This is a genomic window from Cellulomonas sp. JH27-2 (genome assembly GCF_014837175.1).
In the GTDB taxonomy this organism is placed as follows: domain Bacteria; phylum Actinomycetota; class Actinomycetes; order Actinomycetales; family Cellulomonadaceae; genus Cellulomonas.
In genome coordinates this window covers 784,403-809,383 of record NZ_JACYFR010000003.1, presented here as the reverse complement: position 1 = coordinate 809,383, position 24,981 = coordinate 784,403, and the positions used below count along the sequence as shown (strand labels likewise).

The 24,981-nt window shown below is 71.1% G+C and carries 27 protein-coding genes; 4 read left to right on the top strand and 23 right to left on the bottom strand.

All coding sequences use genetic code 11. The features are described 5' to 3' along the window. Positions 1-7: 7 nt before the first annotated feature. The 3 genes from IC607_RS12745 to IC607_RS12735 are packed head-to-tail and all read right to left on the bottom strand — an operon-like array spanning position 8 to position 3,698. A complete protein-coding gene (locus IC607_RS12745) occupies positions 8-1,009 on the bottom strand; it encodes a carbohydrate ABC transporter permease (protein WP_191787717.1) in 1,002 nt (333 codons plus the stop codon). Next, a complete protein-coding gene (locus IC607_RS12740) occupies positions 1,006-2,037 on the bottom strand; it encodes an ABC transporter permease (protein ID WP_370526198.1) in 1,032 nt (343 codons plus the stop codon). Before IC607_RS12740 ends, IC607_RS12745 begins: the two co-directional genes overlap by 4 nt. Then, positions 2,034-3,698: an extracellular solute-binding protein gene (locus IC607_RS12735; protein WP_191787716.1), complete on the bottom strand. Its 1,665-nt coding sequence runs from the start codon at positions 3,696-3,698 to the stop codon at positions 2,034-2,036. The genes IC607_RS12740 and IC607_RS12735 overlap by 4 nt, the downstream gene beginning before the upstream one ends. A gap of 356 nt (positions 3,699-4,054) precedes the next feature. Between IC607_RS12735 and IC607_RS12730 the strand changes: the two genes are divergently transcribed. Further along, entirely contained in the window at positions 4,055-6,910 is a 2,856-nt protein-coding gene (locus IC607_RS12730) for a glycoside hydrolase family 3 C-terminal domain-containing protein (RefSeq protein ID WP_370526197.1), read from the top strand. A 36-nt stretch (positions 6,911-6,946) separates the two neighbouring features. On the opposite strand, the gene IC607_RS12725 is transcribed toward IC607_RS12730, so the two are convergent. Continuing rightward, positions 6,947-7,315 (bottom strand): VOC family protein, encoded by a 369-nt coding sequence (locus IC607_RS12725; protein ID WP_191787715.1) that lies wholly within the window; start codon positions 7,313-7,315, stop codon positions 6,947-6,949. A gap of 183 nt (positions 7,316-7,498) precedes the next feature. On the opposite strand from IC607_RS12725, the gene IC607_RS12720 reads away from it, so the two are divergent. Genes IC607_RS12720 through tatC form a run of 3 tightly spaced genes read left to right on the top strand, consistent with a single transcriptional unit; the run spans position 7,499 to position 9,039 of the window. Beyond that, positions 7,499-7,942, top strand: a complete 444-nt coding sequence (locus tag IC607_RS12720) for a Sec-independent protein translocase TatB (protein ID WP_191787714.1) — start codon at positions 7,499-7,501, stop codon at positions 7,940-7,942. Beyond that, positions 7,932-8,204: a Sec-independent protein translocase subunit TatA gene (gene tatA / locus IC607_RS12715; protein WP_191787713.1), complete on the top strand. Its 273-nt coding sequence runs from the start codon at positions 7,932-7,934 to the stop codon at positions 8,202-8,204. Before IC607_RS12720 ends, tatA begins: the two co-directional genes overlap by 11 nt. Positions 8,205-8,211: 7 nt before the next feature. Beyond that, the gene (tatC, locus tag IC607_RS12710) at positions 8,212-9,039 is read left to right on the top strand and encodes a twin-arginine translocase subunit TatC (RefSeq protein WP_191787712.1); all 828 of its coding nucleotides are present in this window, start codon (positions 8,212-8,214) and stop codon (positions 9,037-9,039) included. A 4-nt stretch (positions 9,040-9,043) separates the two neighbouring features. On the opposite strand, the gene IC607_RS12705 is transcribed toward tatC, so the two are convergent. The 19 genes from IC607_RS12705 to rpmE form a co-directional block, all read right to left on the bottom strand. Beyond that, entirely contained in the window at positions 9,044-10,276 is a 1,233-nt protein-coding gene (locus tag IC607_RS12705; RefSeq protein WP_370526196.1) for an N-acetylglucosamine-6-phosphate deacetylase, read from the bottom strand. Between the two features lie 91 nt (positions 10,277-10,367). Next, positions 10,368-11,384, bottom strand: a complete 1,017-nt coding sequence (locus tag IC607_RS12700) for a TM2 domain-containing protein (RefSeq protein WP_370526194.1) — start codon at positions 11,382-11,384, stop codon at positions 10,368-10,370. 258 nt (positions 11,385-11,642) lie between these two features. Continuing rightward, on the bottom strand, positions 11,643-12,116 hold the full coding sequence (locus IC607_RS12695; RefSeq protein ID WP_191787709.1) for a hypothetical protein: 474 nt from the start codon (positions 12,114-12,116) through the stop codon (positions 11,643-11,645). Between the two features lie 6 nt (positions 12,117-12,122). Further along, positions 12,123-12,818, bottom strand: coding sequence for an endonuclease NucS (nucS, locus tag IC607_RS12690; RefSeq protein ID WP_191787708.1), 696 nt, complete (start codon positions 12,816-12,818; stop codon positions 12,123-12,125). Positions 12,819-12,822: 4 nt separating this feature from the next. Then, positions 12,823-13,227, bottom strand: a complete 405-nt coding sequence (locus IC607_RS12685; RefSeq protein WP_191787707.1) for a DUF2550 domain-containing protein — start codon at positions 13,225-13,227, stop codon at positions 12,823-12,825. Between the two features lie 13 nt (positions 13,228-13,240). Continuing rightward, positions 13,241-13,525 (bottom strand): F0F1 ATP synthase subunit epsilon, encoded by a 285-nt coding sequence (locus IC607_RS12680; protein ID WP_191787706.1) that lies wholly within the window; start codon positions 13,523-13,525, stop codon positions 13,241-13,243. Positions 13,526-13,623: 98 nt separating this feature from the next. Next, on the bottom strand, positions 13,624-15,105 hold the full coding sequence (gene atpD, locus IC607_RS12675) for a F0F1 ATP synthase subunit beta (RefSeq protein ID WP_191787705.1): 1,482 nt from the start codon (positions 15,103-15,105) through the stop codon (positions 13,624-13,626). Positions 15,106-15,148: 43 nt separating this feature from the next. After that, on the bottom strand, positions 15,149-16,048 hold the full coding sequence (locus tag IC607_RS12670; RefSeq protein WP_191787704.1) for a F0F1 ATP synthase subunit gamma: 900 nt from the start codon (positions 16,046-16,048) through the stop codon (positions 15,149-15,151). Positions 16,049-16,051: 3 nt separating this feature from the next. Further along, the gene (atpA, locus tag IC607_RS12665) at positions 16,052-17,680 is read right to left on the bottom strand and encodes a F0F1 ATP synthase subunit alpha (protein WP_191787703.1); all 1,629 of its coding nucleotides are present in this window, start codon (positions 17,678-17,680) and stop codon (positions 16,052-16,054) included. Positions 17,681-17,767: 87 nt separating this feature from the next. Beyond that, the gene (locus IC607_RS12660; protein ID WP_191787702.1) at positions 17,768-18,580 is read right to left on the bottom strand and encodes a F0F1 ATP synthase subunit delta; all 813 of its coding nucleotides are present in this window, start codon (positions 18,578-18,580) and stop codon (positions 17,768-17,770) included. After that, a complete protein-coding gene (locus tag IC607_RS12655; RefSeq protein ID WP_191787802.1) occupies positions 18,580-19,155 on the bottom strand; it encodes a F0F1 ATP synthase subunit B in 576 nt (191 codons plus the stop codon). Before IC607_RS12655 ends, IC607_RS12660 begins: the two co-directional genes overlap by 1 nt. Continuing rightward, positions 19,155-19,385, bottom strand: coding sequence for an ATP synthase F0 subunit C (atpE, locus tag IC607_RS12650; RefSeq protein WP_191787701.1), 231 nt, complete (start codon positions 19,383-19,385; stop codon positions 19,155-19,157). The genes IC607_RS12655 and atpE overlap by 1 nt, the downstream gene beginning before the upstream one ends. Positions 19,386-19,461: 76 nt before the next feature. Further along, entirely contained in the window at positions 19,462-20,283 is an 822-nt protein-coding gene (atpB, locus tag IC607_RS12645) for a F0F1 ATP synthase subunit A (RefSeq protein ID WP_225224837.1), read from the bottom strand. A gap of 75 nt (positions 20,284-20,358) precedes the next feature. Further along, positions 20,359-20,847, bottom strand: a complete 489-nt coding sequence (locus tag IC607_RS12640) for a hypothetical protein (RefSeq protein WP_191787700.1) — start codon at positions 20,845-20,847, stop codon at positions 20,359-20,361. Continuing rightward, the gene (locus IC607_RS12635; protein ID WP_191787699.1) at positions 20,844-21,986 is read right to left on the bottom strand and encodes an MraY family glycosyltransferase; all 1,143 of its coding nucleotides are present in this window, start codon (positions 21,984-21,986) and stop codon (positions 20,844-20,846) included. Before IC607_RS12635 ends, IC607_RS12640 begins: the two co-directional genes overlap by 4 nt. After that, the gene (locus IC607_RS12630; protein ID WP_191787698.1) at positions 21,983-22,633 is read right to left on the bottom strand and encodes an L-threonylcarbamoyladenylate synthase; all 651 of its coding nucleotides are present in this window, start codon (positions 22,631-22,633) and stop codon (positions 21,983-21,985) included. Before IC607_RS12630 ends, IC607_RS12635 begins: the two co-directional genes overlap by 4 nt. Continuing rightward, positions 22,630-23,526 carry a peptide chain release factor N(5)-glutamine methyltransferase gene (prmC, locus tag IC607_RS12625; protein WP_191787697.1) on the bottom strand — a complete coding sequence of 299 codons (897 nt, stop codon included), beginning with the start codon at positions 23,524-23,526 and terminating at the stop codon, positions 22,630-22,632. Before prmC ends, IC607_RS12630 begins: the two co-directional genes overlap by 4 nt. Before the next feature lie 7 nt (positions 23,527-23,533). Next, positions 23,534-24,619 (bottom strand): peptide chain release factor 1, encoded by a 1,086-nt coding sequence (prfA, locus tag IC607_RS12620; protein WP_191787696.1) that lies wholly within the window; start codon positions 24,617-24,619, stop codon positions 23,534-23,536. 125 nt (positions 24,620-24,744) lie between these two features. Further along, entirely contained in the window at positions 24,745-24,954 is a 210-nt protein-coding gene (gene rpmE, locus IC607_RS12615) for a 50S ribosomal protein L31 (RefSeq protein ID WP_191787695.1), read from the bottom strand. Positions 24,955-24,981 lie beyond the last annotated feature (27 nt).

The following is a 24,981-nucleotide window of genomic DNA, read 5'->3' as shown; positions in this document are numbered from 1 at the left end:
CTCGCGCCTAGCCCTTGACCGCGCCGAAGATGACGCCCTTGGTGAAGTGCCGCTGGATGAACGGGTAGACGATCAGGATGGGCACGATCGCCAGGACCATGACCGCCATCTTGACCGGCAGGCCGGTGACGGCCCCGGTCGCGACGTCCACCTGTCCCGTCCCGCTGCCCGGCAGCGTCGCGCCCTGCAGGACGTACGAGCGCAGGACCAGCTGCAGAGGCCACTTCGCGTTGTCGTTGATGTACAGCATCGCGTTGAAGAACGCGTTCCAGTACCCGACGCCGTAGAACAGCGCGACGACGGCGACCACGGCCTTGGACATCGGCAGGACGATGCGACCCAGGATCCGCCACTCGCCCGCGCCGTCGATGCGCGCGGCGTCCAGGATGGATGCGTCGATCGCCATGAAGAAGTTGCGCAGGATGAGGACGTTGAACGCCGAGACGGCGCCCGGCAGGATCAGCGCCCAGTAGGAGTCGATCAGGTTCAGCGAGCTCACCAGCAGGTACGTCGGGATCATGCCGGCCCCGAAGAACATGGTGATGAGGAAGATGAACAGGATGGGGCGGTGGGCGAAGGAGCCCGGGCGCGACAGCCCGTAGGCGGCGAGCACCGACACGACCACCGAGATGGTGGTACCGACGGCCGTGATGCCGACGCTGACCATCGCGGCGCGCGTGACGATGCCTCCCGAGAGCACCTGTGCGTAGGCGTTGAACGTGAGGCTGTGGGGCACGATCACCAGGCCGCCGGCCTCGTTCGTCGCCGCCGTCGTCGACAGGCTCGTGATGACGACCGTCCACAGCGGGAACAGGACGACGAGCACGACCGCGCTGAGCGTCAGCCCCTTGGCGAGCTGCCCTGCCTTGGTCGGCTGCTCCTCCCACACGGGGCGGTACTTGTTGCGTCGGCGGCGCCGCGGCGCCCCCGATCCCGAGGTGGCGTCCCGCACGACGTCCTGCGGCATCACCGCGACGTCCGACGAGAGCTCCGGAGTGGTTCCGCTCATGACTTCTGGTACACCCCCGCCTCACCGAACACGTGCGCGAGCTTGTTGGCCCCGAGGACCAGCGCGAGGCTCACGACACCCTTGACCAGGCCCGCGGCTGCCGCGAAGCTCCAGTCGCCGTAGATGACACCCTGGTAGTAGACGTAGGTGTCGATGACTTCCGAGACGTCCGCACCGACGGCGTCCCGCTGCAGGATCAGCTGCTCGAACCCGACGGTCAGGGCATCGCCCAGGCGCAGGATGAGCAGCAGGACGATGACGGGCCGCAGCGCGGGAAGCGTGATGTGCCACATGCGCGACCACCGGTTCGCTCCGTCGACGACCGAGGCCTCGTACAGCTCCGGGCTGATCGTGGTCAGGGCGGCCAGGAAGATGATGATCCCCCAGCCGGCGTCCTTCCAGATCGACTGCGACGTGATGAGCACCAGGAACGTGTCCGGGTTGGTCATGAAGTTGACCGACGCCGACCCGCCGTTGTTGACGAGCACCTGGTTGATGAGGCCCGCGCCGCCGAAGATCTGCTGGAAGACCGTCACGACGAGCACCCACGAGAAGAAGTGGGGCAGGTAGACGATCGACTGGATCAGGGTGCGGATCCGCGGAGACATCACGCTGTTCAGCAGCAGCGCCAGGAAGATCGGCACCGGGAAGTAGAACAGGAGCTGGAAGACCGTGATGGTCAGCGTGTTCTCCACGGCGTGCAGGAATGCCGGGTTGTTGAACACCCGCTCGAAGTTGGACCACCCGACGAACGGGCTGTGCAGGAAGCCCGTGTACGGCGAGTAGTTCTGCCAGGCGATGATGTTGCCCGCCATGGGGATGTAGGCGAACACCGCCAGCAGCAGGATCGCCGGCACCGTCATGAGCAGCAGCGACCGGTCCCGCTTGAGGCGCGCGGTCCACGACACCTTGCGCTGCGGGACGACCGTCTTGGCCTTCTTCTTCGCCGGGGCCTTGCCGGCCGGGGCCACCCCCGGGGCCTCGTCGGCCCCGGGGACGGTTCCGTCCGTGAGTCGGGTGTCACTCACTGCGCGTCCAGGATCTCCTGGTAGAACGCGCGCAGCTGGTCGCCGCCCGAGGACTGCCACGTGGCGATCGCGGCGTCGAGGTCCTTCATGGTCTTGCGACCGCGCGCGATGTCCTTCTCCAGGTCGGTGAAGGGCTGGCCGAGCGACGCGTACTGCGCAGGCTCGACGATCTGCTGCGCGAAGAACAGCGGCTCCTGCAGGTACTTCGCCGCGTCCGCCATCCACGTCGAGTAGTCCTCGACGAAGCCCGGGTACTGGACCTTCGTGTTCGCGACCGGCGGGTCCACCAGGAAGATGTAGGTGGGCTGCAGCTCGGTGGCGGCGAGCTTGGTCGGCACCGGCAGGCCGTCGTCGCCCTTGGTGAAATGGACGCCCTCGACACCGTTGTTGATGAGGTCGTACTCGGTGGTGCCGAACGGTGCCGCCATGGCGTTCGCCAGCGCGAGCAGCTCCTTGATCGTCGCCTCGTCGCTGTTCTTCTTCAGGAACGAGAAGATGTTGACCGGGTTGGCCTGGAAGATGACCGGCTTGCCGCCGTCGGCCCGGAACACCGGGAACGGTTGCTGCGCGTAGCTCGGGTTCGAGGCCAGGTTGTCGCGCAGGGCCTCGTTCCAGCCGCCCAGGCCGTCGCTCATGATCAGCGACTTGCCGCCCTGGAAGCGGGTCTTGGCCTCGGCGGTGTTACCGGCGACCGCGTCCGGGTGCACCGAGCCGGAGGCGAACAGGCGCGCGGTCCAGTCGAGCGCGGCGCGGTACTCCTCGGTCTCGACGCGGTTGACCAGCTTGTCGCCGTCCATCTTCCACTTGGCGGGCACCGCGTAGATGTAGGTGGCGGTGGTCCACAGGTCCTCGGCACCGTAGACGCCGCCACCCGTGAGCTCCTTGGCGAGCGCGATGAGGTCGTCGCCGTTCTTGACGGCAGGGTCGACGCCCTTCTTCTCGAGGACGTCCTTGCGGTAGAAGGTCGTGTCCGTGATGATCTCGCCCGGGAACGGCAGGGCGTAGAGCTTGTCGTTGAAGACGCCGAACCGCCAGGCCGCCGTGGGGATGTTGGCGAGGTTGGGGTAGTCCTTGACCTTGTCGCCCGAGAGGTAGGGCGTCAGGTCCTCGAACAGGTTGGGGACGATCTCCGAGCCGAAGCGGGGAGGCATGTTCCAGGTGGGGACGCAGACCCAGTCCGGCAGGTCCTTGGCGGAGGCCAGGACGGTGGCGAGCTTGTCGCCGTAGGTGTTGCCGTCGGAGATCTGGAAGCTGATGTTCGAGCCGAGCATGCCGTTGACGGCGTCGTAGTACTGGTTGCCCTTGGCGGGGGGGATCGTGCCCCACAGCGGCGTCATGGCCGTGAAGGTCTTGCCGGAGCCCGGGGGCGTCTTGACCGACTGCACGAACGAGGCCGGGATCTTCGAGAAGCCGGGCGTCGAGCCGTTCACGCTCGGGAAGTCGGGCTTCACGTACTCGACCGGGTAGTAGTTGGGCAGGTTGCCCGCCGACACCGTGGCCTGGGCGGACGGCGCCGTGCTGCCGCCTCCCTCGGAGGTGCAGGCGGACAGGAGCGACGGGACGCCGACGACGGCGGCACCTGCGGCGATCATGCCGAGGAAGCCGCGGCGGCCGATCTCGAAGTCGCTCACGCGGCGGGGGCGCGTGGTGGAGCTGTTCATTACGTCCTCACTCCTTTATGCGGACGGACCCCTGCGCTGGGTGCGCAGCGGCGGGGCGCGATGCCTGCCGATCGCCGATCTCCATCGAGCGGACGGCCCACGAACCGTGATGCACGTCATCGAAGCGGTTCGATGATGGACCCTAGCGTCGGCGTCCTGCGGGCGCAACCACCGAGCACGGGACGAGACCGGTCCGTGACCGAATTGGCGGGATCACGCACCATCCGGCACCGGAGGCGAACGGACGATGTGGCAGGATCGCGGCGGCCGGGCCGGCCGCGCGAGACGCGGCGATAGCATCGAAACGGTTCGATGTGACCGACCCGCACGACGACCTCGACGAGGAGTGAGCACCCGTGTCCGACCCCCGCACGCCGACGAACGCGACAGCTTCGGCACCCGCCGACGCCCCCTACCGCGACGCCACCCGCCCGGTCGCCGAACGCGCCGCCGACCTGCTCGCACGACTGACGGACGCCGAGAAGGTCGCGATGCTGCACCAGCACGCGCCGGCAGTCGAACGGCTGGGGCTGGCGCCGTTCCACACCGGCGCCGAGGTGCTGCACGGCGTCTCCTGGCTCGGCGAGGCGACCTCGTTCCCGCAGCCCGTCGGCCTGGGCGCGACGTGGGACCCGGACCTGCTCGCACGCGTCGGCGAGGTGGTGGGGGTCGAGCTGCGGGCCAAGCACACGGCCGACCCGTCGGTGTCGCTCAACGTCTGGGCCCCCGTCGTCAACCCGCTGCGACACCCCGCCTGGGGCCGCACCGAGGAGGGGTACAGCGAGGACCCGTGGGTCACCGCCGAGCTGGCGACCGCCTACGCACGAGGCCTGCGCGGCGACCACCCCCGCTACTGGCGCACCGTCCCCACCCTCAAGCACGCGTTCGGGTACTCCAACGAGACGGACCGTGCGGTGACGAGCTCCCAGCTGCGGCCGCGCGTGCTGCACGAGTACGAGCTCCCCGCCTTCCTGGGCCCGATCGAGGCGGGCGTGGCAGGCGCAGTCATGGCGTCGTACAACCTCGTCAACGGCCGGCCCGCACACCTGAGCGGCGATCTGCTCGACCTGCTGCGGGCCGCGACCGACGGCTCGCTCATGATCGTCTCCGACGCCGCAGCCCCCGGCTTCGTCGTCGACCTGCAGCGCTTCTACGGCGAGCATGTCGAGTCCCACGCCGCGATGCTGCGCGCCGGCATCGACTCGTTCACGGACAACGACGCGAACGCCGCGCCGACGATCGCGCGGGTCGCCGCGGCCCTCGATCGCGGCCTGCTCGACCAGGCCGTCGTCGACCGAGCGGTGCTGCGCCAGCTCGAGCTGCGGATCGCGACCGGCGAGCTGGACCCCGAGCTGGACCCGTTCGTCGTCGGCGCCGACGCGATCGACCTGCCCGAGCACCGCGCCCTGGCCCGCGAGGCGGTCGCCGCCTCCGTCGTCGTGCTGGAGAACGGCGGTGCGCTGCCCGTCGCGCCGAGCGCCCGTGTCGCCGTCGTCGGACCGCTCGCCGACCGCGTCCTGCACGACTGGTACTCGGGCACTCCCCCGTACCTCGTCGGGCTCGGCACCGCGCTGGCCGGCCGCGTCGCGGACGTCACCGTCGCCGACGGCGGCGACCGGGTCACGCTGCGCGCGGCGAGCACGGGTGCCCTGGTCCGCGTCAGCGGGCCCACGCACGCGCTGACGGCTGACGGCCGCCACGACGCCGACCCCGCGGCGCAGCACGATCTGACCGACTGGGGCGACCTGTCTTGGACCCTGCGCCCCGCCTCGACGGGACTGCTGTGGACCGGCGGTGCGTGGGTGGTCCGCGCCGACTCCACGCGTGTGGGCGGCTGGGTGGCGCAGGAGACGTTCCGCCGACACACGCACGACGACGGCACGGTGTCCTGGCAGCACGCCGGGTCCGGGAAGTGGCTGCGGGTGCAGCACGACGAGGCCGGCACGCTCGTCGCCGACGGTGCGGTGCTCGCCGACGCCGAGCGGTTCACGCTCGAGGTCGTGCGTGACGGCCGGGCCGAGGTCCGCGCGGCGGCCGAGGCGGCCGACGTCGTCCTCGTCGCCGTCGGCAACGACCCGCACGTCGGCGGCCGCGAGACGCAGGACCGGCCTTCGCTCGAGCTGCCCGACGGCATGCTCGCGACGTGGGAGGCGACGGCCGGCGCCGTCGCGCGGGTGCTCGTCGTCGTCTCGTCCTACCCGTACGCGCTGCCGGCCGACCTGGGCGCCGACGCGGTCGTGTGGACCTCGCACGGCGGGCAGGAGCTGGGCAACGGGCTGGCCGACGTGCTGCTCGGCGACGCCGAGCCGCGCGGACACCTCACCCAGGCCTGGCCGGCGTCGCCCGACGAGGTCGGCGACCTGTTCGACTACGACGTCATCGCCGGCGGCCTGACCAGCCGGTACGCGCACCACGCCCCCCGGTACGCGCTCGGGCACGGGCTCACGTACTCCGCGGTCGCGTACGGGGACGTCGCGTCGGTGCCCTCGATCACGGCCGACGACGCCGAGGTCGAGGTGCGCGTCGAGGTCCGCAACGACGGGGATCGCCCCGCCCACGAGCTCGTGCAGGTGTACGCCCAGGCGCCCGCGCACCGGTTGCCGTTCGGCCGCCCCCTCGTCGGCCACGCGCGCGCCGTGCTCGCACCGGGCACGACGACGACGGTCACGGTCCCGGTCGCTGTGAAACGCCTGGCCACGTGGGACGTCACGCGCGACCGGCTCGTCGTCGAGCCCGGGACCTACGAGCTGGTCGTCGGGCCGTCGTCCGCGGTCGCGGCCGGGACCGTCCCGCTCGAGGTGGTCGGTGAGCCCGTGCCGCCGCGCGACTGGGCCGGTCCCGTCCGCGCGGTCGACGCCGACGAGCTCGACGACGTCGAGATCTCCGCGGCGACCCGCGAGCGCGGCGACGCGTTGCAGGTCGCGCGCCGCCGGTCGCAGGGATCGGCGACGTACCGCGACGGCGACCTGCGGGGCGTCCGACGATTCTCCGCGTCTGTCAGCCGGACGCATGACGGCGCGGCGGGGATCCGCGTCGACGTGCTCGACGCGGGCGCTTGGCACACCCTCGCCGAGCTCGACGTCCCTGCGACGGACGACCGCTACGCGTGGGTCCCTGTCACGGCCGACGTCGTCGACCTCCCCGACCACGGCGACGTGCGCGTCACGCTGACCGGCGCCGCGCGCCTGCGGGAGGTGCGGCTCGAGCGGTGAGGTCGGGCGGGGCTGACAGCCGGTCCCGGCCGGCCGTCAGCCCACCAGGTTCCAGCGGTGGCCGAACGGGTCGACGAGCCACGCGCTCAGTCCCGCGGGACCCGGCGACGGCGGGCGGTCGGACATCGCGCCCGCGGCGAGCGCCGCGGCGTAGACCCGCTCGACGTCGTCGACCTGCAGGACGACTCCGACCGTCGAGCACCCGGCCGTGCGCGGCGAGACGGCACCCAGCTCGGGCACCTCGTCGGAGACGAAGACGGGCGCACCCGCCACGGTCAGCGAGGCGAACCCGATACGTCCGTCGGGCTCGTCGTAGCGCTCGCCGACGGTGGCGCCGAAGGCCGCGGCGTAGAACTCGAGGGCCGCGGCTGCGTCGTGGGCGGTGAGATACGGGATGGCGGTCACGGCTCCTCCTCGAGCACGTTGGGGCGTCCGGCCATCGTGGCACCAGGCCGCCGTGCTGTCGATGCGGTTCGAGGGCGGCCCGTCGTGAACTTGCGGCCGGGGGTTGACGAGCCACGGGATATGAGCCATATTCGCTCGTTGAAGCGCTTCGATGACGTGGCGCCCTGGCAGTGAGGCGAGGACATGTTCGACGTGAACGGGTCGGAGTTCTGGATCCTTCTCGTCGTCGCCGTCGTCGTCATCGGCCCCGCGAGGCTGCCGGGGTACGTGGCCCAGGTCAAGCAGTGGGCCGTGCACGCACGGACCCTCGTGCAGGACCTGCGCGGCCGCGTCGAGAGCGAGCTCGGCGCCGACGCCGGTGTCGACTGGGCCGCCCTCGACCCCCGCACGTACGACCCCCGACGCATCGTCCGCGACGCCCTCGCCGACGACGCACCCGCGAGCACGCGCCCATCTCTCGAACCGCAGTCTCCCGCACCGCGGTTCTCTCCCGCACCGCAGTTCTCTCCCGCACCGCAGTCCCCTCCCGCACCGCAGTCCCCTCCCGCACCATCCCTCACCCCGGTCGCCGACATCCCCGTCGCGGCCACCCCGTCCCCTGAGCAAGGAGCACACCGTGCTGCGTAACCTCTCCGCCTGGCACCTTCTCGTCGTCGCCGGCATCGTCGTCCTGCTGTTCGGGTCCAACAAGCTGCCCGACTTCGCGCGCGGCGTGGGCCAGTCGCTCAAGATCCTGAAGTCCGAGGTCAAGGACCTGGCCGACGACGGCAAGCCCTCGCCCGTCGCCCCGATCGCGCCGGTCGAGCCCGTCGTCGCGGAGGCTGCTGCGGCGCCCGCCCCGTACGTGGCGGCCACCGAGGCACCCGCTCTCACCAAGCCCGCCGCCTGATGCTCCTGTGACCGCGACCGCCGACGGCGCCCGCGTCGACGCGCCCCACAAGCGCGCCGGCGCGGTCCCGCTGAGTGCCCATCTGCGCGAGCTCCGGCGCCGCGGTGGCTGGGCCGCGCTCGGCCTGCTCGTCGGCGCGGTCGCGGGCTGGTTCCTCTACACGCCCGTCTTCCAGGCGCTGCAGGAGCCGCTGCTCGATGTCGCCCGGGCCCGCCACGACGTCGTCGCTCTCAACTTCGCGGGGCTGGCGACCGCGTTCGACATGCGGATCAAGGTCTCGCTCTTCCTGGCCCTCCTGCTGTCGAGCCCGTGGTGGCTGTACCAGCTCTGGGCCTTCGTCACGCCGGGCCTGACCCGCAACGAACGCCGCTACGCGTTCGGCTTCCTGGGTGCGGCGGTGCCGCTGTTCCTGGGTGGCGTCGCGCTGGCCTGGTGGGCGCTGCCCAACGCGGTGCGGCTGCTGACCGAGTTCACGCCCGACGGCGCGTCCAACCTCATCGACGTCCAGACGTATCTGGTGTTCGTGATGCGGCTGGCCCTCGCGTTCGGGATCGCGTTCCTGCTCCCCGTCCTGATGACGGCGCTCAACTTCACGCGCCTGGTGCGCGGGTCGACGTGGTTGCGCGGCTGGCGCTGGGCCGTCCTGCTCACGTTCGTCTTCGCGGCCGTCATGACACCGACGCCGGACGCCATCACGATGCTCGCCGTGGCCGGACCGATGTCGGCGCTGTATTTCCTCGCCGTGGGCGTCTGCCTGCTGCACGACCGCCGGCTCGCCGCGCGCCGCGCGCTGGAGCTCGAGTCGCTCGACGACGACGCGGCGATCGGTCGCTGACCGCTCAGGCGACCCAGGCGCCCGCACGCATCACGCGCTGGGGTGCGAGGTCGCTGCTCACGACGACGACGTCCGCACGCCGGCCCGCGACCAGGGCACCCAGGTCGTGGCGTCCGAGCACCTCGGCCGGCGTCGTCGCGGCGGAGCGCACCGCGTCCACGATCGGCACGCCGGCACCGACCACGTGTCGCACCACGTCGAGCAGGTGCGCGACCCCTCCGGCGATCGCACCCGCGCTGCCGTCGGGCTCGACGATCCGAGCAACCCCGCCCGCGACACGCACCGCCATGGGCCCCAGGCGGTAGTCGCCGTCGTCCATCCCGGCCGCCGCCATCGCGTCCGTGACCAGCGCGATCGAGCCGGCGCTCAGCAGATCGAACACCGCGCGCACGGTTCCGTCGGCGAGGTGCGTGCCGTCCGCGACGAGCTCGACGACGAGCTCGCCGCGCCCGGCCGCCGCCAGGCACGCCGCGATCGGGCCGGGGTCGCGGTGGTGGATGGGGCGCATCCCGTTGAACAGGTGGGTCGCGGTGAGGCGTCCGCTGCGCGCGGCATCGTGCGTCGCGAGCAGGTCGAAGCCGCGGTCGACGGCCGCGTCCACCTGCTCGGCGCTCGCGTCGGTGTGCCCGATCGACGGGACGGCACCCGCGGCGACCAGCGCCGCGAGGACGTCGTCGTCGCCGTCCGCCACCCCCTCGACCTCCGGCGCGATCGTCATGGTGGCCAGGTGGCCGCGCGCCGCGGCCGCGACGTCCCGGACCAGGTGCGCGTCGCCGACCAGCATGTCGTCGGGGTTCTGGGCGCCGCAGCGTGCGCCGGACAGGAACGGCCCCTCGAGGTGGATCGCCGCGATCACACCCGCGTCCGCAGCGTCGGCAAGCAGAGCTGTCCGGGCCAGCAGGATGTCACGCGGGGCGGTGACCAGGGAGGCCACCAGCGACGTCGTGCCGTGCCGCAGGTGCTCGTCCGCGGCCGTCCGCACGGCTGCCTCGTCCGTCGCGTCGGGGAAGCTCGCACCCCCGCCGCCGTGGTCGTGCAGGTCCACGAGGCCAGGGAGCAGAGTGCTGCCCGTCGGCTCCGGGACCTGGGCGCCCCACCCCGCGGGCACGTCGTGCGGCGCACCCACCCACACGATCATCGAGCCCTCGACGACGACGACCGCGTCGTCGAGCACGTCGTGCGGGGTGACCACCCGGCCACGCAGAATCGTCGACACGACCTCGCTCACGTCACTCACGTTGACATTGTTGCCCAGCGCCGCGGGTCTTCGAGCCATCGGACGCGCACCGTCACGCAGATCAGGCGGTCTGGGTCCAGCCCCCCAGACCTCACCCGACGACGATGGTCCACTTCCCGTCGGACTGGATCGTGAACACCGAAGGCCCGGCCTTGACCGGCACCTTGCCCTTGTAGCTCCCGATCTCGTTCACCAACAGTCCCAGATCGAACACGTCGCCGGTGTACTGCTGGACCACGAAGTTGGACTCTCCCTTGTTCGTCACCGCGGCATTTCCGGCGTCTCCGCCGTAGAGCGCGACGACGTCGCCCTCGCCCTTCTTCGGGAGCATCGGGGCTGCCGACAACGGCTTGATCTTCAAGGACCACGCCCCGTCCGCCTTGATCTGCAGCCGCACGCCGTCACCGAGCGCCTGCAGACCATAGGCCGTGGTGCCGGCGTAGCTTCCGACGACGTTGACGAGCAGCTCGCCCGTCGACTGGTTGTCCGAGTCCAGCACCGCGAGAGCGAAGTTCGCCGTGCCCTTGTGCGTCGCCGTCACGAGCCCGGCCGTCGCACCCTTGGGCAGGACGACGACGTCGTCACCGGTCCCCTTCTTCGAGACGGCGCCGAACGTGCCGTACTGGTCATCCGCCCACGCCTGGACGTCCGCGCCCTGAGCCGGTTCGCTCGCTGCGTCCTCCGACGTGGGCTCGGCCGCGGGTGCCGAGCTGGGTTCGGTACCAGGCTCGGCGTCCGGTGCGGCCGACGTGACCCCGTCGTCGGGGTCGTCCACCACCACTTCGGACGACGAGCTGCCCGACGTCGAGCCGCCTGCTGCGACCCCGGTGATCGCACCCGTGACTCCGCCGATCAGCACGAGCACGCCGGTGACGATCCACGCCACCTTCTTGTGCTGGTCGTAACCGGCGAGACGCCTTCCCTCCTTGTCCCGTTGCGCACCCGCGAGCACCAGGATCAGGTCGATGAGCCACCACAGCCCGCACCCACCGAAGGTGACGAGCTTGAGCAACCCTGTGCCGACCTTGCCAAGGTAGAAGCGGTCGACGCCGAAGTAGCCCAGGAACCACGCGAAGAGCCACGTCGCAACGAAGGACTTCTCGCCCACCGGCGCACCGCCGGGCCCCGGCGGATAGCCGGTTGCCCCCGGCGGATATCCGCCTGCGGGCGGGTAGCCGCCGCCTGCGGGCGGGTAGCCACCCGACGGCGGTATGGCTCCTGACGGCGTTGTCGCGTCATTCGGATCAGATGGCAGGCTCGACATTGTTTCCCCCTGGTGTCGCGTCCGACGCCGATGCCACCGGCGCCTGAGAGCGACATTAGCGACACACCGCCACGCCGGACAGGTCGCTACGCACTCGCCGCCCTAGGCGAGGTCGCCCAACCTGGGCGTGGGCACCGACGCACGGCGCCGATGAGCCCAGCCGGTCCACCAGCGGGCACCCCCGGCGCCAACGGCACCCTCGAGCAGCGCCCAGCCCGCGACCGGTCCTAGCCGATCGGGACTCACCCACGCGACGATCACGCCCGCGAGCACCGCGCCGACGAGGGCGAGTGCCAGGACGTGCACCCACTCCCGGTGCACCGACCGCAGGAGGTGCGAGGTGAGCAGGCCGGCGGGGAACCCGACGAGGGCGACCGGCACCGCGGCGACGGCGACCACCACGGCGACGAGGCCAAGCGGGTAGAGGCCTTCCTCGTGCAACGCCTCCGGCAGCGACGCCGCGGCCGCGACCCCGAGGTTGCCGACCGCCAGGACGACGAAGCAGCGCAGGCACAGCGCCGCGATCGCGGCGGGCCCCCGAATCGCTGGGTCGGGGGCTGGGGCCTGCGGATCCACGGCGGATCAGAAGAGGCGCGAGTCGACGTCGTCGACGCCGCGCATCGCCTCGTAGTCGAGAACCAGGCATCCGATGCCGCGGTCCGTCGCCAGAACGCGCGCCTGCGGCTTGATCTCCTGGGCCGCGAAGATGCCGCGCACCGGGGCCAGGAGCGGGTCGCGGTTGAGCAGCTCGAGGTACCGAGTGAGCTGCTCGACGCCGTCGATGTCGCCACGGCGCTTGATCTCGATGGCGATCGTGCCGCCCGCTGCGTCGCGCGCAAGGATGTCGACCGGGCCGATGGCCGTCGGGAACTCGCGCCGCACGAGCGTGTGCCCCGCGCCGACCAGCGTGATCTGCGCAGCCAGCAGCTCCTGCAGGTGCGCCTCGACACCGTCCTTGACCAGACCGGGGTCGACCCCCAGCTCGTGCGCCGAGTCGTGCTGCACGTCGTAGAGGTCGATCACCAGGCGGTCGTCGGACTTCTGGTGCTGGACGGTCCACACCGCGGTGACGCCGGCCGCGCGCTGCTCGTCGTCGGGCTCCGACACCGCGAGCGTGCACGGCGGGCTCATCCAGTTCAGCGGCTTGTAGGACCCGCCGTCGGAGTGCAGCAGGACGCTGCCGTCCGCCTTGACCACCAGCAGCCGGGTGGCGCGGGGCAGATGGGCGTTGAGGCGACCGCTGTAGCGTGCGGCGCAGGACGCGACGACCAGGCGCACGGGCTCAGATCACCGAGTCGATCCGGGACGGTGTGGCCTCGATCCACGAGGTGAGGCCCGCGTACGCCTCGCGCGTCATCATCAGGTAGAACTCCGGGGATCCCACCGCGCGGCACGTCACGGCGACCATGCCCGAGCCCGCGTCGGTGCGCTCGACGACCGTCAGGCCGCGGCGCTTCCAACGACGACCCGGCCGCGGGGCGAGCGACCAGTGCCGCCACCAGTACAGGTGCTCGGCGCCGTACTGGGCGAGCCCGCCGCTCCACGGGCCGGTCGTGGACCGGCCGAGCGCGCAGCGGAACGAGCCGACCCGGTGCGCGAGCGTGCGGGTCCGTGAGTACCAGAGCCCGGCAGCCACGAGCGCGACGACCAGCACACCGATGAGCGCGATCGTGACGAGCGTGGGCACCGCGCGGACGACCTCAGTGCCCGGCGCGGGACGTCGTCGGCTCGACGACCTCGTCCACGACGATGGTGGCCTGGTTGGCGTCGAAGGAGAGGAAGCCGCCGTCCACGGTCCAGCGCAGGACCTCACCGCCCTCGGGCGGGTAGACGCGGATCTCGCCCGGCTTGAGCACCGTCAGCACGGGCTGGTGGCCGGCCAGGATGCCCATCTCACCGTCGCCGGCGGGCGCGATGACCTGACGGGCGGTGCCCGACCAGATCTTGCCGTCGGTAGCGACGAGGTCGACCTCGAGCGTTGCCACGGTTCCTCCTAGGTTGCTGTGCGACGCCCCTGCAGGGCGTCATCGGGTGCCTGACGGGCGCGCTGCGCCGGACGCTCGGTCCGGCGCAGCGCCGCGGATCAGACCCCGTACTCCTTCTGGATGCGGGCCCAGTTGGCCTCGAGGTCCTCGAGCCCGCCGATGTTGAAGAACGCCTGCTCGGCGATGTGGTCGAACTCGCCGGCGGCGATCTTCTTGAACGCCTCGACCGTCTCGGCCACGGGGACCGTGGAGCCCTCGACACCCGTGAACTTCTCGGCCATGTACGTGTTCTGCGAGAGGAACTGCTGGATGCGGCGGGCGCGAGCCACGACCGTCTTGTCCTCCTCCGACAGCTCGTCGACACCGAGGATCGCGATGATGTCCTGGAGCTCCTTGTTGCGCTGCAGGATCGACTTGACCTGCGTCGCCACGTCGTAGTGCTCCTGGCCCACGTAGCGGGGGTCGAGGATGCGGCTGGTCGACGTCAGCGGGTCCACGGCCGGGTACAGACCACGGCTCGCGATCTCACGGCTGAGCTCCGTGGTGGCGTCGAGGTGCGCGAACGTGGTCGCCGGGGCCGGGTCGGTGTAGTCGTCGGCCGGGACGTAGATCGCCTGGAGCGAGGTGATCGAGTGACCACGCGTCGAGGTGATGCGCTCCTGGAGCAGACCCATCTCGTCGGCCAGGTTGGGCTGGTAACCGACGGCCGACGGCATGCGGCCGAGCAGCGTGGAGACCTCGGAACCGGCCTGCGTGAACCGGAAGATGTTGTCGATGAAGAGCAGCACGTCCTGCTTCTGCACGTCGCGGAAGTACTCCGCCATCGTCAGGGCGGACAGGGCGACGCGCAGACGCGTGCCCGGCGGCTCGTCCATCTGGCCGAAGACGAGGGCCGTCTTGTCGAAGACGCCCGCCTCCTCCATCTCGACGATGAGGTCGTTGCCCTCACGGGTACGCTCGCCGACACCGGCGAACACCGACACACCACCGTGGTTCTGGGCGACGCGCTGGATCATCTCCTGGATGAGGACGGTCTTGCCGACACCGGCACCGCCGAACAGGCCGATCTTCCCGCCGGTCACGTACGGGGTCAGCAGGTCGATGACCTTGATGCCCGTCTCGAACATCTGCGTCTTCGACTCGAGCTGGTCGAACGCCGGGGGCTTGCGGTGGATGGGCCAGCGCTCAGTGACCTCGAACTGCTCGCCCTCCTTGAGGTTGAGCACGTCACCGGTCACGTTGAACACGTGGCCCTTGGTGATGTCGCCGACGGGGACCGAGATGGCCGCACCCGTGTCGGTGACCTGGGCCCCGCGGACCAGGCCGTCGGTCGGCTTCAGCGCGATGGCGCGCACGAGCGAGTCACCGAGGTGCTGGGCGACCTCGAGCGTCATCGTGAAGGAGCTCTCGCCCTCGCCCTGGGTGGACAGGTCGATGTCGACCGTCAGGGCGTTGTAGAGCTCGGGGAGCTGGTCCGCCGGGAACTCGATGTCCACGATCGGGCCGATGACGCGGGCGACCCGTCCCACGCCGGGCGTGCCGGCGGTGGCGGCCGTCTCGTCGACGGTGGTGGCGGTCATGTCTGGCCTCGCTTCGTTGGTGGGTCTCGCGAATGGGTAGGGGTCAGGAGGCGGACGCGAGCGCATCGGCGCCCGAGACGATCTCGCTGATCTCCTGGGTGATCTCGCCCTGACGGGCCTGGTTGGCCAGTCGGGTGTACATGCGGATGAGGTCCTCGGCGTTCTCCGTGGCCGTGTGCATGGCCCGCTGGCGCGCGGCCAGCTCGGAGGCCGCAGCCTGGAGCAGGCACGCGTAGATGCGGCTGCGGACGTACCGCGGGAGCAGGGCGTCGAGGACGACGGCCGGCTCCGGCTCGAACTCGTACAGCGGCAGCGTCTCGGCGTCGTCGGGCGGCGTGACGCCCTCGACGACCTCGAGCGGCAGCAGCCGGATCACGCGCGGGTTCTGCGTGACCATGTTGACGAAGTGCGTGTACACGACGTGCACCTCGGCGATGCCGCCCTCGTCGGCCGGCGCCCGGAACGCGTCCAGCAGAGCCTCGGCGATCTCTCCGGCGACCTCGGTGCTCGGCGCGTCCGAGTGTCCCTGCCACTGCCCCGCGAGCTCACGCCCACGGAACGAGTAGAAAGACACCGCACGGCGGCCCGAGACGTACAGCGAGACGGTCTTGCCCTCGCGCTCGAGGCGCTCGATGAGCCGCTCCGTCTCCCGGATCACGCTCGCCGAGTAGGCGCCCGCCATGCCGCGGTCCGAGGCGATCAGCAGCACGGCGACACGCTTCGTGTCCGTGCGCTCCACCAGGAACGGGTGCGTCACGTTGGAGTGCGTCGCGACTGCCGACACCGCCCGCGTGATGGCGCGGGAGTACGGCGCAGCCATGCTCACCCGGTCGCGCGCCTTCCCGATGCGCGAAGCCGCGATGAGCTCCTGCGCCCGGAACATCTTCTTGAGCGACTGGGTGGACTTGATGCGCTGCTTGTAGACGCGCTGCAGACCGGCCATGGATCAGGCCTTCTTCTGACGGACGATCTGCTCCTGCTCGACGTCCACGTCCTCGCCGTCCGCCTCGCCGCCGACCAACGGGTCGCCGTCGAACTTCAGGAAGCCCTCGCGCACCGTCTTGACGGCGTCGCCGAGCGCCTGCTCGGTGTCCTCGCCCAGCTTGCCGGTGTCCGCGATGACGGACAGGACGTCGGTGTTGCGACGCAGGTGGTCGAGCAGCTCCGACTCGAAGCGGCGCACGTCCTGCACCGGGACGTCGTCCAGGTGACCCTTGGTGCCGGCCCAGATCGAGGCGACCTGCTCCTCCACCGCGAACGGGCTGTACTGCCCCTGCTTGAGCAGCTCGGTCAGGCGGGCACCGCGGGCGAGCTGCGCGCGGCTGGTGGCGTCCAGGTCGGACGCGAACATCGCGAACGCCTCGAGCGAGCGGAACTGCGCCAGGTCGAGCTTCAACGTGCCGGAGACCTGCTTCATCGCCTTGACCTGCGCGGCACCACCGACGCGGGACACCGAGATGCCGACGTCGACGGCGGGGCGCTGGTCGGCGTTGAACAGGTCCGACTGCAGGAAGATCTGGCCGTCGGTGATGGAGATGACGTTGGTCGGGATGTACGCCGAGACGTCGTTGGCCTTGGTCTCGATGACCGGCAGACCGGTCATCGAGCCCGCGCCCAGCTCGTCGGACAGCTTGGCGCAACGCTCCAGCAGACGGGAGTGCAGGTAGAAGACGTCACCGGGGTACGCCTCGCGGCCCGGCGGGCGGCGCAGCAGCAGCGACACGGCGCGGTAGGCCTCGGCCTGCTTCGACAGGTCGTCGAAGACGATCAGGACGTGCTTGCCCTGGTACATCCAGTGCTGGCCGATGGCCGAGCCGGTGTAGGGCGCGAGGTACTTGAAGCCGGCCGGGTCGGACGCCGGGGCCGCGACGATCGTCGTGTACTCCAGGGCGCCGGCCTCCTCGAGCGCTCCGCGGACCGCAGCGATCGTGGAGCCCTTCTGGCCGATGGCGACGTAGATGCAGCGGACCTGCTTGCTCGGGTCGCCCGTCTCCCAGTTGGCCTTCTGGTTGATGATCGTGTCGATCGCGATGGCCGTCTTGCCGGTCTGGCGGTCGCCGATGATGAGCTGCCGCTGGCCGCGACCGATCGGGATCATCGAGTCGATGGCCTTGAGGCCGGTCTGCAGCGGCTCGTGGACCGACTTGCGGGCCATGACGCCGGGCGCCTGGAGCTCGAGTGCGCGGCGGCCGTCGGTCTCGATCTCGCCCAGTCCGTCGATCGGCTCGCCCAGCGGGTCGACGACGCGACCGAGGTAGCCGTCACCGACGGCGACCGACAGGACCTCGCCCGTGCGGCGGACCTCCTGGCCCTCCTCGATGCCGGTGAACTCGCCGAGCACGACGACGCCGATCTCGCGCACGTCGAGGTTCAGCGCCAGACCGAGCGTGCCGTCCTCGAAGCGCAGCAGCTCGTTGGCCATCGCGCCGGGAAGACCCTCGACCTGCGCGATGCCGTCGCCGGACAGCGTGACGCGGCCCACCTCTTCCGAGACGACTCCGCTCGGCTCGTAGGACTTCACGAAGCTGTCCAGCGCGGCCCGGATCTCCTCCGGCCGGATCGTCAGCTCAGCCATTGCTCTTCTCCTCGTCAATCGCACGCTCTGCGTGCGGTCTCACATGCTGTGGGTGCGCACCGGGGGCGGCGCGCAGGGTCACGCTGGTCAGCTGGCCACTCGTCGCCGGGCGTCCGCCAGGCGGGCGAGCACCGTCGAGTCGACGACATTCGGGCCCACCTGGATGCGCAGGCCACCGAGCACCTGTGCGTCATGGATCTCGTTGATCTGCACCTCGCGGCCGTAGGCCCGCTCGAGGATCGATCCCAGTCTCTCGCGCTGCGCCTCGGTCAGGGGCGCCGCAGCCGTCACGGTCGCCACCTGGCGGCGACGCCGCTCCGCGATCAGGTCGCCTGCGTGCCCGAGCGTGGCGACGTAGCGCCGCCCGCGCGGGGCTGCCGCAGCACGGCGAGCGATCGCGTCGGTGACCGGGTCGGCACGGCCCGCGAGGATCTTGTCCACCAGCGACGCGCGGGCAGATCCCGGGATCCGGTCGTCGAAGAGCGTCTGGCGGACCTCACGCTCGCCCACCAGACCACGACCGAGCATGAAGAGCTCGTTCTCGACCCGGTCGAGCGCCGCGCGGTTCTCGGCGTCGGCGAGCCACGCGTTGAAGGCCAGGCGCTCGACGGCATCCGCGAGGTCGCTGTCGGCGGACCAGCGCGAGCCGACCAGGCCCTGCACCGTCGTGATGGTCTCGGGCTCGGCGCCCGCGAGGATCTGCGCGACCACCGCGCCCTTGGGCTCCGCCGGGACCGACGGGTCCGCGAGGGTCCGGCGCAACGAGCCGGAGTGGTCCAGCGCGTCGACGACAGCCATCAGCTGCTCGCCGAGCACCGAGGCCTTGGCGCCGGCGGCGCGCAGGACCTGCTCGAAGCGGTCCTCCGCGGCATCCAGCGACGCCCGACTCGTCCCACGCATCAGTTCCCCTTACCTGCGTCCGCAGCGGTGGTGCTCGCCTCGAGGTCGTCCAGGAAGCGCTCGACGACACGCGACCGGCGCGCCTCGTCCTCGAGCGACTCGCCGACGATCTTCGACGCCAGCTCCGTGGCCAGCGTGCCGACCTCGGAGCGGAGCTGCACGCTCGCCTGCTGACGCTCAGCGTCGATCTGACGCTGGGCGTTCTCGACGATGCGCGCGGCCTCAGCCTGAGCACGGGTGCGCGACTCGGCCACGATCGCCGATGCCTCGCCACGAGCCTCCTCGCGGATGCGAGCGGCCTCGGTCCGGGCGTCCTGCAGCTGCTTCTGGTACTCGACCAGCGCGGCCTCGGCCTCCGCCTGCACGGTCTCCGCCTTGGCGAGCCCGCCCTCGACCAGCTCCGTGCGCTCGTCGAGCACGGCCTGGATCTTGGGGAGCGCGTACTTCAGGAAGAAGAAGGCGAGAACGACGACGATGACCAGCGACCAGACGATGTCGTAGGTCTCCGGCAGCAGCGGGTTCGGCGTCTCGGCCTCGTCCGCTGCGGTGATGAGGCCGGTGACCGCGGTCCCGATCACTTGAAGATGAACGGGGTCACGAGACCGAGCAGGCCGAACACCTCGATGAAGGCGAGGCCGATGAACATGGTCGAACGCAGCTGACCCGACATCTCGGGCTGGCGCGCCATGCTCTCGATCGTCTTGCCGAACAGGATGCCCAGACCGATGCCGGGGCCGATGGCGGCGAGGCCGTAGCCGATGACCGCGAGGTTGCCGCTGATGTCCACTGGTGTGGTTCCTTTCATCTGCGCGCCGCTCGGCGCGTCCGGGGTGGGGCGGCTGGTCGCGAGCTCGGACCGGCCGGATTCAGTTGGATGCCTGTCAGTGCTCGGGCTCGAGCGCCATCTGCAGGTAGACGGCCGTCAGGATGGCGAACACGTACGCCTGCAGGGCCGCGACGAACACCTCGAGGAGGTAGAACGCGAACCCTCCGGCGAGCGTCACGACACCGAGCGGCTTGAGGCCACCCGCTGCGTGGAAGAAGAGGAACGACGTCGCCGAGAAGCACAGGGCGAGCAGCAGGTGCCCGGCCATCATGTTGGCGAACAGTCGGATGGTCAGCGTGGCGGGGCGCAGCAGGAAGACCTGCAGGAACTCGACCGGCGTCAGCACGATGTAGACGAACTTCGGGACGCCCGGGGGGAAGAGCTGCCCCTTGAGGAAGCCGCCCACGCCCAGCGACCGCACCGCGTCGATGAGGTAGAGCGCGAAGACCCAGAGCGCGAAGATCAGCGGCAGGCCGATGACCGACGTGCCGGCGATGTTCAGGAACGGCACGACACCGGTGATGTTCAGGAAGAAGATCGAGAACAGGATGGTCGTGATGACCGGCGCGTACTTCTTGCCGAGCTTCTCGCCCAGGATCTCGTCGGCGATGCCCTTGCGGGCGAAGTTCATGACCATCTCGATGACGACCTGCCCGCGGCCCGGCACGAGCTTGGCGCGCTTGGCGACGACGGTCATGACGATGATCAGCGCGGCCGTCGCGATGAACCGGACGATCATGACCCGGTTGATCTCGAAGGGGGTGCCCTCGAAGAGGACGGCCGGCGGGAAGAAGTCCGCGAGAGACGGCGCGTGAAAACTGCTGTCATCCGCGGCGAGCGGCAGGATCGTCGCAAGGCTGGACAGGGCGGTCTCCAAAGTTCGATGCGCGGTGCCGCCTCAGCGCGGGCACACTCAGCGCGGGTCGGCCGTCGTGGTTGGAGGAAGCCTAACCTATGAAACGGCGGGTCCCGACCCGTCGACAGGCTCACCTGTCGGTCCCTGGGTGGGCTTCGGCTCGATGTAGGGGATGCGCCCACGCTGCACGGCACGCAGGTCCAGCACCGCTGAGCCCAGGACCCCGGCGAACAGCACCAGGCCCAGCACCATCCGGTTGTAGAAGTCGAACCGGCTGAGCACGGCGAGCGCGATGAACACCACGACGATCTTGCCCAACCATGCGCCCATGATGACCGCCGTGGTGTGCGCCGGCGTGGTGTTCACGGTCCGCAGCACCGACACGACGGTGGTGCCCGAGAAGATCAGCGCCAGGCCGACGCCGATCAGCGCACCCCAGACACCCGGCCAGCCCGCGGTCAGAGCACCGATCCCGACTCCGAGCACCAGCAGGATGCCGAGCATCACCAGCATGTCGCGCAGGGCGCGCCGGAAGGCGTCCGCGGCGGCGGCCTCGGACAGTGGGGCTGGGCTTGCGGTGCTCATCGGACGTTCTCCGGTGTCTTCGGTGCGGGCACGGGGGGCGGTGTGCGGTCAGGGCGTCGTCGGCCGCGCAACGGTCCGAGCGTCGCGAGCAGGGCCAGGGTCACGCCGACGACGAGGGCCCACGCGACGACGGTCGTCGAGAACGTGACCAGGGCCGCGACCCCGAACGCGATCACCGCGGTCCAGACGTACATGATGACCACGGCGCGACGGTGCGAGTGGCCCAGGCCCAGCAGGCGGTGGTGCAGGTGCATGCGGTCGGGGTGGAACGGCGACTTGCCCGCGCCGACGCGTCGCACCATCGCGAGCGCCATGTCGAGCAGCGGCAGCAGCAGCACCGCGAACGGCAGGAGCATGGGCAGGAACGCCGGGAACGACGCGCGCTCGGAGACGGACTCCGGGTCGATCTGCCCGGTCACCACGACGGCTGCGGCGGAGAACACGAAGCCCAGCAGCATGGCACCCGAGTCGCCCATGAAGATCTTGGCCGGGTAGACGTTGTGCGGCAGGAACCCGACGCACGACCCCACGAGCACCGCCAGCACCAGGGTCGCGAGGCTCGCGTAGCTCGAGCTCGTGTCCTTGGTGAGCAGGTAGGAGTAGAGCAGGAACGCCGACCCGCCGATGGCCAGCACGCCGGCGGCAAGCCCGTCGAGGCCGTCGACGAAGTTCACGGCGTTCATCGCGATGACGACGGTCAGGACCGTGATGAACGTCCACATCCGCGTGGAGCCCACGGTGACGCCGCCGATCGGCAGCTGGTAGAGCTGGACGCCCTGCCAGGCGAGGAACCCCGCGGCCAGCACCTGTCCCATGAGCTTGGTCAGCCAGTCGAGGTCCCAGATGTCGTCGGCCACGCCCAGCGCGCACACCAGCGCGCCCCCACCCACGATGCCCACGAGCGGGCGCGGGTTGTCGTAGACGGCGGACAGGAACGGCAGCTTGCTGGCCATCCCGATCGCCACGGCCATCCCGGCGAAGATCGCCATCCCACCCAGGCGCGGCGTGGGGATGACGTGCACGTCGCGGTCACGCACGGCCGTGATCGCCCCCCACCGCAGCGCGCACCACCGGGCCAGCGGCGTCGCCAGGAAGGAGACCGCGGCCGCGATGAGCAGGACGAGCAGGTAGACCCTCACCGGGAGGCGCCCACGATCGGCGCGACCTCGCGCAGCTCCTCGAGGCTGATGGCACCCGCGCGCACGAGGCGCAGGGTCGACGTCGTCGCGTCGACGATGCTGGAGGCGACCTGGCCAGGCGTCGGGCCCGCGTCCAGGTAGACCGTCACGGACTCGCCGAGCTGGTCGACCGCCTCGCCCGCGGTCAGCGCGGCGGGCGAGCCGGACAGGTTGGCCGACGAGACCGCGAGAGGCCCGGTCCGGCGCAGCAGCGCGCGCGCGGTGTCGTGGTCGGGAACCCGCAGTGCGACGGTGCCGTGGGTCTCGCCCAGGTCCCACGCGAGCGACGGCTGTGCCGCGACGATGATCGTCAGGCCGCCGGGCCAGAAGGCGTCTGCGAGCGCGAGCGCCGCGTCGGAGACGTCGGTGGCCAGACCCGCCATGGTCCCCACCTCGGGGATCAGCACGGGCGGCGGCATCTGCCGGCCGCGGCCCTTCGCGTCGAGCAGCGCCTGCACGGCCTGCGGCGCGAACGCGTCGGCCGCGATGCCGTACACGGTGTCGGTGGGAGTCACGACCAGGCCGCCGCGCGCGATCGCGTTGACGGCCTCGTCGATCGCGGGACCCCAGCTCGTCGGGTCGCCTGCGGGTCGGATGCGCTCGTTCACGGCTGCGAGTCTTCCACGCCCGGGGCCTCGTTCCGACGCGCGACGAGCATCCGCGGGCGACCCGTCAGGTCGGGCCTGCTCTCGACCTGCGTGAACGCACCCGTCAGCTCTGCGGCCGCGCGCGCCTGCGCGTCCTGGACCTCGGCGTGCTCCATGACCAGCAGGCCGCCGGGCCGCAGCAGCCGGACCGCGGCTGCGATCACCGCACGCGGCACGTCGAGCCCGTCACTTCCGCCGCCGTACAGCGCCAGATCGGGGTCGTGGTCGCGCACCTCGGGGTCCACCGGCACCGCGTCGGGCGGGATGTAGGGCGGGTTGGAGACGACGACGTCGACGCGCCCGTCGAGCTCGGAGAGCAGCGCCCGGTCGCGGACGTCGCCCTCCAGCACGACGACGTCCGCGCCCGCTGCCGCCGCGTTCCTGCTGGTCAACGCCACGGCGGCGGGCGACGCGTCGACCGACGTCACGCGCGCTCCGCGCACCTCGGTCGCAACGGCCAGGCCGATTCCGCCGGCACCGCAGCACAGGTCGACGACGACCGGTGCCTCGATCGTGGTCGCCTCGTCGATCGCGGCCTGCGCGACGACCTCGGTCTCCGGCCGGGGCACGAACACACCCGGCTCGACGGCCATCGTCAGGTACCGGAACGTCGTCGCGCCGGTGATGTGCTGCAACGGCTCGCGCAGGCGGCGACGCTCGACGAGCGCGGCGTACGTCGTCGCGAAGCCCTCGGGTGCCGGGGGCGCCATGACCAGCTCGAGACGGTCCAGCCCCAGCGCGAACGCAGCCAGCTCGAGCGCATCGACCCGCGGCGACCCGACCCCGGCCTCGGCCAGCACCCCCGCGGCCCCCTCGACGAGCTCACGCACCCCGATCGCGTCGGTGTCGCTCACCGGTCGCTCACTGGTCCGCCGCGGCAGCGAGGCGCGCGGCCTCGTCGGCGTCGATCGCGGACTGCACGACCGGCTGCAGGTCGCCGGCCAGGACCGCGTCGAGGTTGTACGCCTTGTAGCCCGTGCGGTGGTCGGCGATCCGGTTCTCGGGGAAGTTGTAGGTGCGGATGCGCTCGGACCGGTCGACCGTGCGGACCTGCGAGCGACGCGCCTCGCTGGCGGCGGCGGCAGCCTCCTCCTGGCGCGCGGCCAGGAGCCGGGCGCGCAGCACACGCATCGCCTGCTCGCGGTTCTGCAGCTGCGACTTCTCGTTCTGCATCGAGACGACGATGCCCGTCGGGACGTGCGTGATGCGGACCGCGGAGTCGGTCGTGTTGACCGACTGACCGCCCGGGCCCGACGAGCGGTACACGTCGATGCGCAGGTCGTTCGGGTCGATCTCGACCTCACCCTCGTCGTCCGCCTCCGGGAAGACGAGCACGCCGGCGGCCGAGGTGTGGATGCGGCCCTGCGACTCCGTGACGGGCACCCGCTGCACGCGGTGCACGCCGCCCTCGTACTTCAGGTGCGCCCACACCCCGTCCTCGGGGGCGGTCGCGCCACGCGCCTTGACCGCGAGCTGCACGTCCTTGTAGCCACCCAGGTCGGACTCGGTGGCCTCGAGGAGCTGCGTCGCCCACCCCATCCGCTCGGCGTACCGGGTGTACATGCGCAGCAGGTCGGCGGCGAACAGCGCCGACTCCTCGCCGCCCTCGCCGGCCTTGACCTCGAGGATCACGTCGCGGGCGTCGTCGGGGTCGCGCGGGATGAGCACCTCGCGCAGCCGCGCCGCGGCCTCGTCGGCCGCCGCCTGCAGCTGCGGGAGCTCGGCCGCGAACGCCGGGTCCTCGGCGAGCTCGGCGGCGGCCTCGGCGTCGTCGGACGCGGCCTGCCAGCTCTTGTAGGCCGCGGCGATCCGGCCCAGCTCGGCGTACCGCCGGCCCAGGGTGCGCGCGCGGCCCGCGTCCGCGTGGACCGCCGGGTCGGCCAGCTGCGCCTCGATCTCGGCATGCTCGGCGAGCAACGGCTCCGCTGCGGCGAACGCGTCGCTCACGGTCATCTCCAGGGGATCGAGCGGCCGGGGACGGGGTGCCCCCGGAAAAGACACAGCGCCGGCGCCCGCGCGGACACTGCCATGGAGGGCAGTCGTCCGCGCCGGACACCGGCGCTGTGGTGGTGCTAGGCCTTCTTGCCGTAGCGGGCCTCGAAGCGGGCGACGCGGCCGCCGGTGTCGAGGATCTTCTGCTTGCCCGTGTAGAACGGGTGGCAGGCGCTGCAGACGTCGGCGTGGATCTTGCCGCTCGTCACGGTGGAGCGGGTGACGAAGGTGTTCCCGCAGGTACAGGTGACCTCGGTGGCCACGTACTCGGGGTGGATGTCAGACTTCACAAGGATCTCCTCGTTCGGGTGTCTCCG

What these genes read in the sequence shown, in the direction of transcription:
- IC607_RS12745 (WP_191787717.1), bottom strand. Translation starts at nt 1,009, where the DNA reads ATGAGCGGAACCACTCCGGAGCTCTCGTCGGACGTCGCGGTGATGCCG.
- IC607_RS12735 (WP_191787716.1), bottom strand. Translation starts at nt 3,698, where the DNA reads ATGAACAGCTCCACCACGCGCCCCCGCCGCGTGAGCGACTTCGAGATC.
- IC607_RS12720 (WP_191787714.1), top strand. Translation starts at nt 7,499, where the DNA reads ATGTTCGACGTGAACGGGTCGGAGTTCTGGATCCTTCTCGTCGTCGCC.
- atpD (WP_191787705.1), bottom strand. Translation starts at nt 15,105, where the DNA reads ATGACCGCCACCACCGTCGACGAGACGGCCGCCACCGCCGGCACGCCC.
- IC607_RS12670 (WP_191787704.1), bottom strand. Translation starts at nt 16,048, where the DNA reads ATGGCCGGTCTGCAGCGCGTCTACAAGCAGCGCATCAAGTCCACCCAG.
- atpA (WP_191787703.1), bottom strand. Translation starts at nt 17,680, where the DNA reads ATGGCTGAGCTGACGATCCGGCCGGAGGAGATCCGGGCCGCGCTGGAC.
- IC607_RS12660 (WP_191787702.1), bottom strand. Translation starts at nt 18,580, where the DNA reads ATGCGTGGGACGAGTCGGGCGTCGCTGGATGCCGCGGAGGACCGCTTC.
- atpE (WP_191787701.1), bottom strand. Translation starts at nt 19,385, where the DNA reads ATGAAAGGAACCACACCAGTGGACATCAGCGGCAACCTCGCGGTCATC.
- IC607_RS12640 (WP_191787700.1), bottom strand. Translation starts at nt 20,847, where the DNA reads ATGAGCACCGCAAGCCCAGCCCCACTGTCCGAGGCCGCCGCCGCGGAC.